The sequence below is a fragment of the Akkermansia massiliensis genome, from assembly GCF_023516715.1.
Classification (GTDB): Bacteria; Verrucomicrobiota; Verrucomicrobiia; order Verrucomicrobiales; family Akkermansiaceae; genus Akkermansia; species Akkermansia massiliensis.
On sequence record NZ_JAMGSI010000002.1, the window covers coordinates 681,157 to 694,779 of the forward strand.

The 13,623-nt window shown below is 56.0% G+C and carries 11 protein-coding genes; 9 read left to right on the plus strand and 2 right to left on the minus strand.

All coding sequences use genetic code 11. The features are described 5' to 3' along the window. The first annotated feature begins 185 nt into the window (after window positions 1-185). The 9 genes from M8N44_RS10550 to M8N44_RS10590 all read left to right on the plus strand — a co-directional run bounded on the left by M8N44_RS10550 (window position 186) and on the right by M8N44_RS10590 (window position 10,244). Window positions 186-551, plus strand: a complete 366-nt coding sequence (locus M8N44_RS10550) for a hypothetical protein (RefSeq protein WP_102727914.1) — start codon at window positions 186-188, stop codon at window positions 549-551. Then, the gene (locus M8N44_RS10555) at window positions 541-1,779 is read left to right on the plus strand and encodes a toprim domain-containing protein (RefSeq protein WP_102727915.1); all 1,239 of its coding nucleotides are present in this window, start codon (window positions 541-543) and stop codon (window positions 1,777-1,779) included. The genes M8N44_RS10550 and M8N44_RS10555 overlap by 11 nt, the downstream gene beginning before the upstream one ends. Continuing rightward, a complete protein-coding gene (locus M8N44_RS10560) occupies window positions 1,776-3,482 on the plus strand; it encodes a hypothetical protein (protein ID WP_102727916.1) in 1,707 nt (568 codons plus the stop codon). The genes M8N44_RS10555 and M8N44_RS10560 overlap by 4 nt, the downstream gene beginning before the upstream one ends. Window positions 3,483-3,689: 207 nt before the next feature. After that, the gene (locus M8N44_RS10565) at window positions 3,690-4,172 is read left to right on the plus strand and encodes an ERCC4 domain-containing protein (protein WP_102727917.1); all 483 of its coding nucleotides are present in this window, start codon (window positions 3,690-3,692) and stop codon (window positions 4,170-4,172) included. Between the two features lie 15 nt (window positions 4,173-4,187). Continuing rightward, window positions 4,188-4,610 (plus strand): hypothetical protein, encoded by a 423-nt coding sequence (locus M8N44_RS10570; protein WP_102727918.1) that lies wholly within the window; start codon window positions 4,188-4,190, stop codon window positions 4,608-4,610. Window positions 4,611-4,875: 265 nt separating this feature from the next. After that, window positions 4,876-6,963: a hypothetical protein gene (locus tag M8N44_RS10575; RefSeq protein WP_102727919.1), complete on the plus strand. Its 2,088-nt coding sequence runs from the start codon at window positions 4,876-4,878 to the stop codon at window positions 6,961-6,963. A gap of 457 nt (window positions 6,964-7,420) precedes the next feature. After that, window positions 7,421-9,286, plus strand: a complete 1,866-nt coding sequence (locus M8N44_RS10580) for an SLC13 family permease (RefSeq protein ID WP_102727920.1) — start codon at window positions 7,421-7,423, stop codon at window positions 9,284-9,286. A gap of 123 nt (window positions 9,287-9,409) precedes the next feature. After that, window positions 9,410-9,646 carry a hypothetical protein gene (locus tag M8N44_RS10585; RefSeq protein WP_022396413.1) on the plus strand — a complete coding sequence of 79 codons (237 nt, stop codon included), beginning with the start codon at window positions 9,410-9,412 and terminating at the stop codon, window positions 9,644-9,646. Between the two features lie 85 nt (window positions 9,647-9,731). Beyond that, the gene (locus tag M8N44_RS10590) at window positions 9,732-10,244 is read left to right on the plus strand and encodes a hypothetical protein (protein ID WP_102721605.1); all 513 of its coding nucleotides are present in this window, start codon (window positions 9,732-9,734) and stop codon (window positions 10,242-10,244) included. 40 nt (window positions 10,245-10,284) lie between these two features. Here M8N44_RS10590 and M8N44_RS10595 read toward each other — a convergent pair whose 3' ends face one another. Both M8N44_RS10595 and M8N44_RS10600 read right to left on the minus strand, forming a co-directional pair. Then, complete coding sequence (locus M8N44_RS10595; RefSeq protein WP_022396411.1) at window positions 10,285-11,316, minus strand: glycosyltransferase family 10 domain-containing protein; 1,032 nt, start codon at window positions 11,314-11,316, stop codon at window positions 10,285-10,287. A 158-nt stretch (window positions 11,317-11,474) separates the two neighbouring features. Further along, a complete protein-coding gene (locus tag M8N44_RS10600) occupies window positions 11,475-13,550 on the minus strand; it encodes an acyltransferase family protein (RefSeq protein WP_180975127.1) in 2,076 nt (691 codons plus the stop codon). Between the last annotated feature and the right edge of the window lie 73 nt (window positions 13,551-13,623).

The following is a 13,623-nucleotide window of genomic DNA, read 5'->3' on the forward strand; positions in this document are numbered from 1 at the left end:
GAACTACGCAAGACCCTGAACATTAGCAAGGGTTCTCTAGTTCGACTTAATAAGGAAGGTTGTCCCCGTGTTTATTTTTCCGGCGGGCTGGGAGGAAAAGGAACACACCCGCGTTACAAACTTGACGACGTAACAGCGTGGCTTGAGAAAAGGTCTCAAGAATTTTTGAAGAAAGGAGGGCGAAAATGAATGCCCTCTCGGAAAATCCGTTGAAGAAGCTGGAAGCGGATGGAATGGGAATGATGCCCATATCCGTAACCGCCGCTCTGGCTTGGTCTGAATGGCTTCTTGAACGCCTGAAAACGGACATGAGGGAAACAGACGCCCCCACAAGCATAGAAGCCGTATGGGCCAGCCAGAAGACGCTTGCCGCCCGGTATGATATGAGCATATCCAGTATGGGGCGGTATTTATCCGAGGCAAGAGAATCGCATTGTGTTCGTATCTTACAACCAGAACGGGGCGGGAAATCGGGGAATGCGAGATACAACGTTGAGGACATGGACGCCTTTATGACGGGGAAGGGAAAGGAGGGAAAACATGAAGTTTGAACTCGCGGACCTGAAAACCCCGGACGCCCTGAATGAATACTGCCGGCGCACCTTGGGCCAGCCCCAGCAGCGCGGAAGCCTCATGATCTATCCGTGCCCGTTTGGAACGCATGCGCGTTTCAAGCTGCACGTCACGGAATACCAGGGAGATGGCCGCTTCAAGTGCTGGTCCTGTGACCGGGGCGGCGACATCTTCGACCTTCACGCCGGCATGAACGGCTTGGACACGAAAAGAGACTTTCCCGGCGTCCTGCGGGGCGTCTGTGACGTTTTAGGAGTGAGGCCGCCCAACGATGACGGAACGCCCCTTCCGTTTCGCAAAAGCCCCGTGAGGCCGCGCCCGTCTCTATCCATAGCCGCCGCCCCTCCGGCGGAGCCCTCCCGCTTCGTCTCCGCACCGGATGAAGCCGAACTCGACGCCTGCCGGGAAAGGTTGCAAAAAGATGAACGCCTTGCTGGAGAACTGGCTTGCGAACTGGGCATTCATCCCCTGATGATGCTGATCCATACGGCGCGGGAACTGGGCCGGGGCCTTTTGGGGGTGACGCCGGACAACCGGCTTTTATACCTGTACACGGCGGAAGATGAAGAAGGGAATACCCGCTACACCGGAGCCAAATTGCGCCGGAGGGACCACCATGCCAACCCCTGCTTGAAGCTTGAAAACGGGCAATGGAAACCCCGTGGAACCATGAACCCCACGAAAGGCAACTCGCGCGGATTGCGCTTTTTGTGGCCCATAGGGAACGCAGCGGCCCCCTGGGGACTTGATTCCACTCACGGCAAGCGGTTCGTCATCGTCACGGAAGGTGAAAGCGACTGTTTAGCCGTAGGTCAGGCTCTTGAATGCTTCCGGGAAGCCTACCAGCAGGACGTTGACCCCTACACGGGCCGCCCCTACGAAGACGGGCGCGGAAGCCTGGAAGCCACCATTCCCGCCGTAATAGCCATTCCCGGGGCGTCAGGCTTCAAAACCGGATGGGAAACCCCGCTTGCCGGTAAAAACATCATTCTTGCCCTGGACCCGGACAAGGCAGGACGCGAGGCCGCCGCCAAACTTCGGGAACGGCTGACCGCCGCCGGCTGCGTCATCCGCGACTGGACTCCCCCCTACAAAGACGCGCGGAACATGCTTCTATGCGCCGGTGAACATGCGCTTTATGAAAGCTTGTTTTCATCCATGCGTTCCATGAAAACTTCTAACGTGCCCACTCTCGCACAAGGATGAACACGCCCTTAGCCCCGACGCCCCTGACCCCCGGCGCGCGCTCCATGGACGAAGAAGCCGCCGCCCTGCAGAAAGAGCGGGAAGAGGCCATGAAGCCCCCCTTTCTGGCCCTGGGAACACAGGGGGCGCAATTCGTTTACTACGCGCGCCGCTCGGAAATTCTCTTCCATTGGAACACCAAGGAACATACGCCGGTGAACATGCGCTTTCTGGCCCCTGTGGAATGGTGGCAGAAGACGCTTGATCCGGACGGTAAGCTAACGCCCCGCCAGGTCATGGACAGGGCCATCGACTACTGCATCGAAACAACCAGCAACCGCAAATTTGACCCTGACTCCATCCGGAAATGCGGCGTATGGGACGAAGACGGGGCCGCCGTGTACCATGCGGGAAATGCCGTCTATCTATTCTCCCCGGAAAACGAACAGAAACTCCCCTTCCTGCCCGTGGACCATGCCCGGACGGGAAAGCCCCTCTACCTGCCCGGCAAGCCTCTTCTGGCCCCGTCAGATGACATTCTGACGGACGAAGAAGGAAAAGTCGTTGCCGAGTTCATCGAGGCGCACTCATGGAAACGCGAGGAAGACGCCTTCCTTTGCCTGGGCCTCGTCACGCAGGCCATTCTTTCCGGGTATCTCCACTTCCGCGCCCATGGCTGGATCAACGCCCCGGCGGGAACCGGCAAAACCACCTTGAGGAAAAGCATTGAACTTCTCATTGGGGGCGTTGCTCGGTACTTCAAAGGGCTGGAAACTACGGACGCCGGATTAAGGCAAAAGCTTGAAAGCGATTCCTGCCCGGTCATCTTTGATGAAGCGGACTCCGACAACCCCGCCAAGACGGCCAACATGGTCAGAATCCTTGCCCTATTGAGAACCGCCACGGACGGGGATGTTGGAATCACCAAGGGAGGCGCGGACGGCAAAAGCGTCACCTACCTCATGAGAAACGCCTTCCTTCTGTTCTCCGTGCGCTCCATGATTGAAAAAGCCAGCGAGCAATCACGCATTTTTGAACTGGAACTGGAAAAGAAGGAACCTTCCGAAGCCGCACCCGTTTTCCGAAGGCATGATGAACTGGCCGCCGTCATCCGGTCCGGGGACTTGGGGCGCAAATACGTGACCCGAATCATGCACCATGCGCCAGCCATCCGCCGCAACATTGAAACCCTGAGGCAATACCTTTCCGACCAGGGAGAAGAAGGGCGCCGCGCGGAAATGTTCTCCACCGTGTACGCCGCCGCGCACTTTGTCACCAGCGGGGAAGACCTGACGCCCCGGGACATGCAGGAATGCGCCGCCATGGCCTCCGGGAGTGATTACGCCCGCGTGCTGGACGACGACGGGGAACGCTGCCTGGAATGGCTCCTGGGGTATTCCCCGCCCATGATGGGGAACCGCACCCTCCGGGAGTTCATCAAGGAAGCGGCCAGCGCGGAAGTATCGGAAGATTCCACCGTCCTTGAACGCTACGGCCTGTACGTCCGAAAAGCGGCGGACGGGAAGAAATACGTCTACCTTGCCGCCACCAGGAAGAACCGGAAGATAGGGGAAATATTCAAGGGTTCGGAATGGGAGGGGGTGAACGTGAAAAAGGTTCTCCTGAACGTGAAGGGAATGGAAGAGCAGCTTTTCCGGCCGAACAGCAGGGTAAACACCACGGCGAGAGGCGTAAAAATACCGCTGGATTTTATAACGCATTGACTATCAAATGGGAAAAGGTTTACAAATTGCGGTTTACAAATTGTTACACAAATAATGTATTGATAATTAAGATTTAATGAAAATCCTTCTGGATTGGTTTACAAACGTTTGTACACAAATTCAGATTGATAAATCAATAAGTTACTACGCCGTTTACAATTTTTGCGAAAAAACACACCTATACACACGCGCGAGAGAGAGACAACAATGACCCCGGAAACGCCCCTTATCATCATCGACAACAGAGAGCAAACGCCCCTCACCTTTCAGCATTTCTCCTCCCGGCGCGGAACGCTGCAAAGCGGGGATTATTCCCTGGACAGATTTGAAACCCGGTTCACGGTGGAGAGGAAGAGCATTGTTGACCTGATCGGAAGCCTGACGGCGGGGCGTGACAGGTTCGAGCGGGAATGCCACCGCCTCCGGGGATATGACTTTGCCCGGCTGCTGATTGTGGGGCATCCTGACGAACTGCCCTTTCACCTGTCCAGAAGGAAGACGACCAGCAAGGCCATTCTGGGGAGCCTGGGAACTTTCGAGGTAAGATACCGCTTGCCTATCGTGTGGGAGCCATCAGAAGCGCGGGCGGCAGCCCTGATAGAAAAATGGGCCTGGTACTTCTACCGGGAAGCATGGAGGCCCTTCAAGATTTTGCCTGCTCCTTTCGGGGCGGCAGAAATAACACAATAACCCAATATCAATAATATGATTGAGAACAAACCCGATAATAAAGAAAATAAAATAAATAGTGAGAATACAGAATCCGTCTTGGCGGAACTTCAAGTACGTTACCTTGAATCCATGCGCGAGTTCTGGTATGAATGCCCACTTGCGTTGAAAGAGATCCATCAGCTTTTGCCCGACATTCTGAAAACATCAGAACAGGCGGGGATTTGTCAACCTGTTGTTCTCGCTGGCTTCATCTCGGATATTAATCAATATTACTATAATCAGAAAATGACTCAACTTTCAAAGAAAGCATACAAGCTTCATAAGAGGAAAAACCGGATGTTAAAAGAGAGGCTCGAATTTAACAAGCTCGCCCTCTCCAGAGGGGAAATTCCTGACCATATTTTTCAGCAAGTACAGGAGTGCCAGAAACTCGAAAAACAGGAAGCTTCCCTCTAACCGTTGAAAGAACCAAGCCCCCCTCTCCCTGCCCGGAACTGGACGGGGGGAGGGGAAAAGAAGAAACACCTAAAGACCATCAAGCACCAGGACAATCAAGAAAGAAATCGAAGTAGGGCTTAAGTACTCCGTTGACGCCAAGGGCATCGAAGAGGCAAAGCAGCAGATTGAAGAACTCGGCAGGATAGAGGCCGGAGGCGACCTTTCCGCCTATGACAAGGCCCTTGAAAACGCCAATGAGAAGCTGGGGGAATTCGCCGATAAGATGACAGATGCCGGCTCTCGCATGCGGGCGGCGTTCCAGGACAACCCCGGACTGGAAGCGTTTATCGATGACGCGACCGGAGCCGTATTGACGGCGGAAGAACTCAAGAAGAAATTTGAACAGATTGATGACGTCGCGGAAGTCCTCAATAACAAAATGTCAGATTTGGACCTGGGGGCGAAGTGGGGCGAAAACCTTGATGAAAACCTTCAAAAGATCCTCGACGGCTACAATAAGGAAATGGACGCCGCCGACAAGGCCGCGGAAAAAGCGGCTGCTGCGGAGGCCCGGAAGCAACAGCAGGCAGCGGCAACCGTGGAACGGCTGGAAGCCGGGAACCGCCGCGCCGCCGCGTCCTATGAGGAATTGCGGGCGGAACTGGAAATCTATATTGCCAAGCTTGAAGAAGCCCGGAAGGCCGGCGACAACGTAGCCCAGGCGGACGCCCTGAAGAATATCCAGGACTTGGAAAAACGTATCACCGCTGCCGGAAAGGCCGGAGAACTTACCCGGCGCCAGGTCCGGGGCTTATCCGCGCAAGTGACGGAAGCGGCCGCCCGCATCCTGGGAATGTCCTCTTCCCTCCGTGGGGCAATTCCGTTCATTCGTCTGTTCGGAACGTCCATCAAGGCGGCTATGGGGCCGCTTGGCTGGGCCTTGCTGCTGTTTCAGGGGCTTACCGCCGGCATTACTGCCTTGGTGAATCATTTTAAGTCGAAAAGTGATGAACTTGAAAGGCAAGCGGAGGAAAAAAAGAAAAATATGGATAAGCTCATTAAAGAAGCAAATGAGCTAAAGGCGAAACTGAATAATGAATCTATTTTACAAAAAGAAAATGATCTTACGGCCAGAATTGCCGATAATAGGAAAATTGAAGTTGAAGCTTTACGGGAAGCCGTACGGGAACAAAGGCGTTTGATTGACTTGCAATCAAAAATTCTTGATGAACAAGACCGCGCCCGCCTGCTAGATGTTGAAACTGATTTTTATAATGGAAAATACGGAGACCCTAACAGCCCGGAAGCAAGACGGAAGCTGGACCGCGTTCAAGAAGGAATAAGAATGGATGCAAATGCCAGACATCGAACGGAAGCAGAGGAAGCGGCGCAAGGTAGCGTTACAAATGCGGGAAAGGAATTGAGCAAGGCCGTTGAATCATTAAATCAAATAAAAGACCGTCTGGCAGTCTTAGAAAATACGCCTATTCTCTCTTTGGATGAATTGAAACAAATTGAGGGAGAAATTTCTAAAATAGAAAGCGGAAAAATTACATTCCCTGATTGGGAAAAATTGTATGCGGCAAGAAAACAAAGAGATAATTCCGATCAAGCTTTAAAAGAAGCTGGTTATGATATTACTACAGAAACGGCCAGGGAAAATGCCTATAAAGCCAATGATGAAGCTTTAAGGAAAGCCAGGGAAGAACAGACAAAAGCTTTAGAAGCACAATACAAAGCGGAAGATACTCTTGAACAGGCCACAAAAGAATTGGCCGAACGCCGTGCGCTTAATGCAGCCCAAAGTGCCAGAGATACAGCACAACAAAGGAATACAGAAGCAAAGCAGAAAAACGCTCAACGACAGGAAGAAGAAAAAGCTATACAGGATGCCCGGAAAAAAGAAGAGGCCCGACAGAAAGTCAGGGATGCCGCCATGAAAGAAGCAACTCGTGATGCAGTCAAACAGCAAGAGAAGCTGATCAAGAACGCCCCCTTTGAAGGGATTCCCCAGCATCCAACGCCCCAACAGCAGAAAAGGGTGGAAGCTGTTCAAGAAGCATGGGAGGCCGGCAAAAAGCGGCTTCTGGAAGGTATAGGCGGAGACGACAACACGCTTGATGCTTCCGAGATCAACGCCGCCATCAATGAAGCGTTGCAGACCCTCCGCAGGCAAGGGGAATCAACAGATCGCTTCATGGCTGCTGTGGTAAATAACTTTAGCAACTTAGCTACAACGATAAATGCAAACATTCAAAGAGCGCAAGACATGACCAACAAGAGAATTGATGAATTAGAACGCACTCAAAAAAGAATAAATAGACAAGTAGAATATAATATTCAGGGCATCCGAAGAGTAGCAATGCACTAATATTCTGAAGGAACTTCAACCTCATGGAGTGTCGCCCCCGACCAAATAGGCGGGGGCGTTTTTCATCTTCTGGACATCGGAAAGATAAGAATATATGTTTCATGGGCTATCACAGGCCATCACAGATAGCGAGATTATGGAAAAATGACGCTCAAGTGTACATAAAAGTGTACATATAGAACTAAAGTTATTGAATACCAATATTTGGAATGGTTCTCTACCACCACTTTTACTTTCATAACGCGTTCTCCGGAAGAACGCGTTTTTTATTGTTTCCGCGGTTGCGGGTTCGTGATGTTCAACGGGAAAAGGGAATCGCCGCCCTGTAGGAGAAGCAGGAAACGAGCATGCGCGCGGAGGATGGGGAGGCGGATGACTTGTTCAGCCTATCGACAAGGCGCGCAGGACATGTTAGATATTCTCTCTTGCCGATTTTTCATCTCTGCCGTTTATTGACATGTTGACCACGCTGCTCATTCTGGGAGTATCCGCCGTTTTGTTCGTCCAGGGGAGAATCCGTTCAGATATTGTCGCGCTGTGTTCCCTGCTGTGCCTGATCGTGTTCGGGATTTTAAGCCCGGAGCAGGCGCTTTCCGGCTTTTCCAACTCCATCGTAGTCATGATGGTGGGGCTTTTCGTGGTGGGGGGAGCCATTTTCCGGACGGGACTGGCCAAGATGCTGGGCGGCAGGATCATGAAGCTGGCCGGCAAGAGCGAGCTGCGCCTGCTGGTGCTGACCATGCTCGTTACGGCCGGAATCGGAGCGTTTGTCAGCAATACGGGAACGGTGGCGCTGATGCTGCCCATTCTGGTGAGCCTGGCCGCGGACGGCGGCATCCAGACGAGCCGCCTGCTTATGCCCATGGCGTTTGCCAGCAGCATGGGCGGCATGCTGACGCTGATCGGCACGCCCCCCAACCTGGTCATCAACAACCAGCTTCAGGAGGCGGGAATGGAGGGGCTGGGCTTTTTCTCGTTCACCCCCATCGGCCTCATCTGCATCGTGACGGGCGTCCTGCTGCTGATTCCCCTGAGCAGGAAGTTCCTGGGCCGTCATGACGACAAGACGGAACACGAGGCCAAGGGCAAGTCCCTCAGCCAGTTGATAGACGAGTACCAGATCATCAGCAATCTTTACCGTCTCCGGGTGCTGGAGGATTCCGCCCTGACGGAGAACCCCCTGCACGACCTCCAGATACCGGACCGCTACCACGTGAACATCGTGGAAGTGCGCCGCAGGCATTCCAGCCGGCATTCCTTCCTGCAAACGGTCAGCCAGACCATGGCGGGCTCGGACACCCGCGTGGCGCGGGGAGACGTCATTTACGTGATGGGGGAGTTTGAGGACGTGGACCGTTTCGCCCGGGAATACGGGGCGGTGATGATTAACCGGAAGACGTCGGAAGATACGGATTCCCTGCTGAAGAGCAAATTGAAGTTTGACGAGATAGGCATTGCGGAGATGCTGCTCATGCGCAACTCGGACCTCATCAACATGCCCGTGAAGTCTTCCGGGCTCCGCGCCAAGTACGGGGTCAACATTCTGGCCATCCAGCGGGACAACCATTACATTTTCCACAATTTGAAGGATGTGAAGCTCCAGTACGGGGATACGCTGCTGATTCAGGGAACCTGGGCGGATATTGCGCGCCTGAGTGAGAAAACCTTTGAATGGGTCGTGGTGGGCCAGCCGCTGGCGGAGGCGTCCAAGGTGACCCTGACGCACAAGGCTCCGCTGGCCGCTGGCATCATGCTGCTGATGATTGCGGCCATGGTGTTCAACTGGGTGCCCGCGGTGGCCGCGGTGCTGATCGCCGCCGTCCTGATGGTGCTGTGCGGATGCCTGCGCAACGTGGAGGAGGCGTACCGGACGATCAACTGGGAGAGCATCGTGCTGATTGCCGCCATGCTGCCGATGTCCGTGGCGCTGGAGAAGACCGGCACCTCGGAGGCCATCTCCCACGGCCTGGTGGCCGGCCTGGGGGGATTCGGGCCGTTCGCCCTGATGGCGGGCGTTTATTTCACGGCCTCCCTGCTGACCATGTTCATCAGCAATACGGCCACGGCGGTGCTGCTGGCTCCCATCGCCCTGCAATCCGCGGTGAGCATGGGCATCAGCCCCTATCCGCTGCTGCTGGCGGTTTCCGTGGGCACCAGCATGTGTTTTGCCTCTCCCTTTTCCACGCCGCCCAATGCCCTGGTCATGCCGGCGGGCAAGTACACGTTCATGGATTACGTGAAGGTAGGGGTTCCCCTCCAGGTGATCATGGGGCTGGTCATGGTGGTGGTGATCCCTCTGTTTTTCCCGTTCGTGAAAGCCTAGGCCGGAGAGCCGTTCACGAGGAGGAAAGGGCGCATGGCAGTGTAATTTACATGCATTACTAAAAAAAGAGAGACAAGGGAAGCGCGTGGGAGTAGAAGAGGATTGTTTAAGAACCCCCATTTAATGATGAAGTACTTGCTTATTATTATGGCCGCCGCGTTCGCCATGCCCTCCATGGCGGAGGAAGACGCTCCCAAGAGAATGACTTCCGCGGAAAAGAAGGCCGCCCTCCTTGAAAAGTATGATACCAATAAGGACGGCAAGCTGGATTCCGAGGAGAAGACCAAGATGAAGGAGGACCTGAAGAAGCAGAAGGAGGAGGAACGGGCCAGGAAGCACGCCTCCCGCAAATCCGATTAAGGTTTTACGGCTTCGTTGACAATCTGTTTTTCAGACGGCTTGAACCGGGTTCAGGCTGAAGGGAGAACGTATGCCTGTTAAAGCGATGAGATACGGAATTTGGACCAGATGGGCCGCTGCGGCCGTGTTTGCCTCCCTGGCTGCATGTACGGCGGAAGAATGGGCGCAGTTTAACAAGGAGATGGAGCAGAATCAGCGGGCCGCCGCCGAACGCCGGGTCAAATACCGCAAGATCAGGGTCCAGTGCTCCGACTGGGAGATGGCGGATACGGCTGCCGCCTCCCTCTCGTCCAAGGGTTTCCGGGTCATGTACCCCGGAGAAGACGGCTACGGAGCCGTGGCGACCGTCAGCAAGACGGCGCAGGAGCATGTGCTGATTCGCAACGGGAATTATTTCACCACGCTGCCCGGTCCCAATACGCGGCCCGGCTACAGGACGAAGGTTACCGTGACCGTGCATAATCTGGCGGGCAGGAAGCTGGCTGAATACCAGGGGGAAAGCGTTCCTTCCGAATCCTTCCACCGCATGGAGGCGGCCCGGTCCGCCTGCCGCAAGGCCATCGGCAAAATGCCGTCCAGCACTTCCATTTACTGGTAGGGGGGGAGTTTTGGCCCTTATCCTGGGGACGGCAGCCGGGCTACACTCCGGCTCCGGTCCCGCGCCTGCCGCGTGACCTGATTTTATAGGCCAGCGTATCCGCCAGCTCCCGGAGGGCGTTGAGCGGGTTTTTCCGCAGGACGTGGCGCCCTTTCAGCGTGGCGCCGGGCCGGACGGTTCCCGTTCCCCGGTGGTTGTGGATGACGGCGGCTGTCTGGGCGAACATGTTGTACTTTTCCAGCACCAGGCGTCTAGCCTCGCGAATGGCGGGAAGCCGCTTTTCGTATTCCCCGCCGTCCATGGCCTTGCGGATAATTTCAAAGGCTTTTTGCGGATCGTCCAGGGGGATGGGGATGAAGCTTTCCTGCGGGAAGCATTCCGTCGCCAGCGGGTCCCCGGCGTAAAAGGGAAGGGTCATGGCGACGAAGGCGTCGGACAGTTTTTCCGTCCAGTGATGGGGTTCCAGATGGTTTTCCACGCACAGATGGTACTTGTAGCCGTCCATGGCGACGGTTTTGTTTTCTATTTCCTGAATGCCATGCCCGAACCAGTCCAGCTCCGGCAGGCGGTCCGCCAGGTAGCGCGTGAGGTCATAACGCATTTTATGCATGGTATGCGTGTGCTGCTTGGCGGAACAGATGGTGGAAAGCATCTTGGTTTTCGGAAATTCCGTCTGGTCCAGAATCTCCTGCATGGGCTTGATGTACAGCCATTCCAGGCATCCGCGGCCCAGGGTATGGTTGGGGTGCGGGAGGTCCCGGACGGAGTGGGTAGTCAGCACGGTGCCGAACTGGCCGGTGTATGCCCGGCTGTAGATTTTAATGGAAGGGGGTTCCACCGTGATCAGGATGGTCTGGTCCGGGGGACAGAGCAGGGGTTCCGTTTCATCCTTGATGGTGCCTATGGAGTTCCTGGGGAATTCATCGTATACTAGTACCCAGTCATAGTCCGTCATGGCGGCGTCCGTGCAGAACAGGCAGTCGCCCCACAGCAGGGATTCCGTTTTATCCGGGGAGGCCTTGGTGGATTTTCTGATGACCTTGATGCGTATGGGGCGGGAGGAATCCGTCATGGGAATGGAGGCGTTGAAGCGGCGCGCGGGCTTTCCGCCGTACGTCGGGCAACCCGTCCGGAAGCATCGCGGCGGCGGCGCTGCATGACGTCAGTGTAGGGGGCCTTCCTTCCTTGTCAATGTCAAAGGATTGGGCGTTTTTCCGTGCGGAGCTTCCGTCAGTTGGACACCGTGCTTTCCATCCCCGGAAAAAGCTGGTCGAGGATGCCGGAAACCATTTTCCTGGAACCGTAGGGGGAAAGGTGGTTGTCGTCACAGTACATCAGGTGCCCCTCGTCTTCTTCCAGCCACCGCCCGTTTTTATGGAAGGCGCCGTGCAGCGGGATAAAGCGGCACAGGCCCGTGGATTCCATGTGCTCCAGCAGGGCGAATACGGGGCGTTGCCGCGTGATGAAGTCTCCGCCCAGCAGGCGGTCCGCGCGGTTGGCGTTCAGCAGCGCATTGCGCCGCATGAGTTTGCGCGGGCCGAAGGTCCATTCAGGCACGGGACCCAGCAGCACGATTTGCTTGCCGGCCTTGCGAAGGCGTGCGCAGGTGTGGAGCAGGCCGTCCGCAACCAGTTGTTTCAGGCGCATGTCCCGGTGGCTGTTGACCAGTTCAATCCAGCGGTTGTGGATGAATACGGTGTGTATCTGGGGAGTGTTTTCCAGCCAGTCCAGAATCAGGTCCATGTTGTGCTCCCAGTGCGGGTACATCATGCGCAGCAGCGTGAGGGAATCCGCGTCTCCGGACTCGGAAATGCCGCTCAGGGGGCATAGCCGCGCCCGGTAGAACAGGCCTGACCGGTTGAGGAGCCGGGCGGCGTCGTCAAAGCCCGGAGAGCTGGCCATGGCATGGCTGTCTCCCATAAGCAGGAAGGAAGGGGGCTGCCCGGTTTTACCCAGCAGTACAAAGGGGTAGTCCGTCACGTCTCCCAGCTCCGGATGATGGGGCTGGATGGCGTTTCCCTTTTCCACCACCGCACGGTCAGGGGGCGTGATGCCGAAGGAGGGCGGGAAGGCCGGCCCCTTCCAGTATTCCGGGAATGATATGTTGTTGGCGGCCACGTGCCAGTAGTCCCGTGCGCCGTCCGTCCATTTGAGCCATTCTCCGGCAAAATCCAGCGTGAGGCACCCTGCCGCCGTGAGCAGGAACGCTTTTGCGGGCTTCCGCCATGCGGCGGCTGTCCTGAAGGGGGTTTCCACGAATTTCCAGGAAAGGAAACCGAGAAGAAGGGAGAGAAGGAACATGCCCGCATAGTCCCGCGGACCGCATTCATTGAAGCAGAAGTAGGTCCAGTACACGATGACGGGCCAGTGCCACAGGTACAGGGAGTAGGAGATTTTGCCGATGCCCGTGCTGAGCGGATGCCTGAGGATGCGCCCGGACCAGCCGTGGCTTCCGTAGCGGATCAGAAGGGCCGCCCCCGCGACGGAAGGAATGGCCGTATAACCCGGAAAGGGCGTGGAGGAGGAATAACAGGCAAAGGGGAGCAGAATGCCGGCCCACCCCGCCAGCCGCAGCCAGCGTATTCCCCGGCCCTGTTCCGCAGCGACGGGAGCCAGGGCCAGGAGACAGCCTGCCAGGAGTTCCCAGGCGCGGCAGTGAAGCAGGTAAAAGGCCTTGTTATGCTCCAGATTCCCCATGTGGTAGACGGCGGCGAACAGGGAGAGCGCCAGGGCTCCGCAGAGAACGGGCTTGACGGCGTTTTTCCTGAATTTCCAGAGCAGCCACAGGGCGAGCGGAATCGTCAGGTAGAATTGCTCCTCCACGCTCAGGGACCACAGGTTCAGCAGCGGGTTTTCTTCTGCGGCCGGGCTGAAATAGTTTCCTGCGGTCCTGCTGAAATAAATGTTGGTGATGAAGAGGGCGCTTGACCTCACGGTGCGCCCCAGGGTCCGCAGGTCGTCGCAGGCCAGCACCACGCACCCGAAGGCCAGCACGACCGCAATCAGGCAGAAATAGGCGGGCATGATGCGCCTGATTCTCCGGTAGTAAAAGGAGGACAGGGAGAAGTTCCCTTCCTTCAGGCTGCGGACAAGGCCGCTGCCGATCAGGTAGCCGGAGATGACGAAGAAGATGTCCACGCCCGTGTACCCTCCCGGGCAGATCCATTCCTGCAAATGGTACAGGACGACGGCCAGCACGGCAAAGGTGCGCAGGCCGTCGATGTGCGGAAAGTAGGTTCCGTGGGCGGCATTTCCGGCCTGATGGAGGGAAGGTGAACAAAAGTTTTCAGAAAGGCATTTGTTCATGAGGCGGAAAGGAGGAAAATACAGGGATGGGGGAGAAAGTGAAGAGGAAGCGAGAGAAGCCGGGATGGAGTTG

What these genes read in the sequence shown, in the direction of transcription:
- M8N44_RS10565 (WP_102727917.1), top strand. Translation starts at nt 3,690, where the DNA reads ATGACCCCGGAAACGCCCCTTATCATCATCGACAACAGAGAGCAAACG.
- M8N44_RS10600 (WP_180975127.1), bottom strand. Translation starts at nt 13,550, where the DNA reads ATGAACAAATGCCTTTCTGAAAACTTTTGTTCACCTTCCCTCCATCAG.
- M8N44_RS10590 (WP_102721605.1), top strand. Translation starts at nt 9,732, where the DNA reads ATGAGATACGGAATTTGGACCAGATGGGCCGCTGCGGCCGTGTTTGCC.
- M8N44_RS10595 (WP_022396411.1), bottom strand. Translation starts at nt 11,316, where the DNA reads ATGACGGATTCCTCCCGCCCCATACGCATCAAGGTCATCAGAAAATCC.
- M8N44_RS10585 (WP_022396413.1), top strand. Translation starts at nt 9,410, where the DNA reads ATGATGAAGTACTTGCTTATTATTATGGCCGCCGCGTTCGCCATGCCC.
- M8N44_RS10580 (WP_102727920.1), top strand. Translation starts at nt 7,421, where the DNA reads ATGTTGACCACGCTGCTCATTCTGGGAGTATCCGCCGTTTTGTTCGTC.
- M8N44_RS10575 (WP_102727919.1), top strand. Translation starts at nt 4,876, where the DNA reads ATGACAGATGCCGGCTCTCGCATGCGGGCGGCGTTCCAGGACAACCCC.
- M8N44_RS10550 (WP_102727914.1), top strand. Translation starts at nt 186, where the DNA reads ATGAATGCCCTCTCGGAAAATCCGTTGAAGAAGCTGGAAGCGGATGGA.
- M8N44_RS10570 (WP_102727918.1), top strand. Translation starts at nt 4,188, where the DNA reads ATGATTGAGAACAAACCCGATAATAAAGAAAATAAAATAAATAGTGAG.
- M8N44_RS10560 (WP_102727916.1), top strand. Translation starts at nt 1,776, where the DNA reads ATGAACACGCCCTTAGCCCCGACGCCCCTGACCCCCGGCGCGCGCTCC.
- M8N44_RS10555 (WP_102727915.1), top strand. Translation starts at nt 541, where the DNA reads ATGAAGTTTGAACTCGCGGACCTGAAAACCCCGGACGCCCTGAATGAA.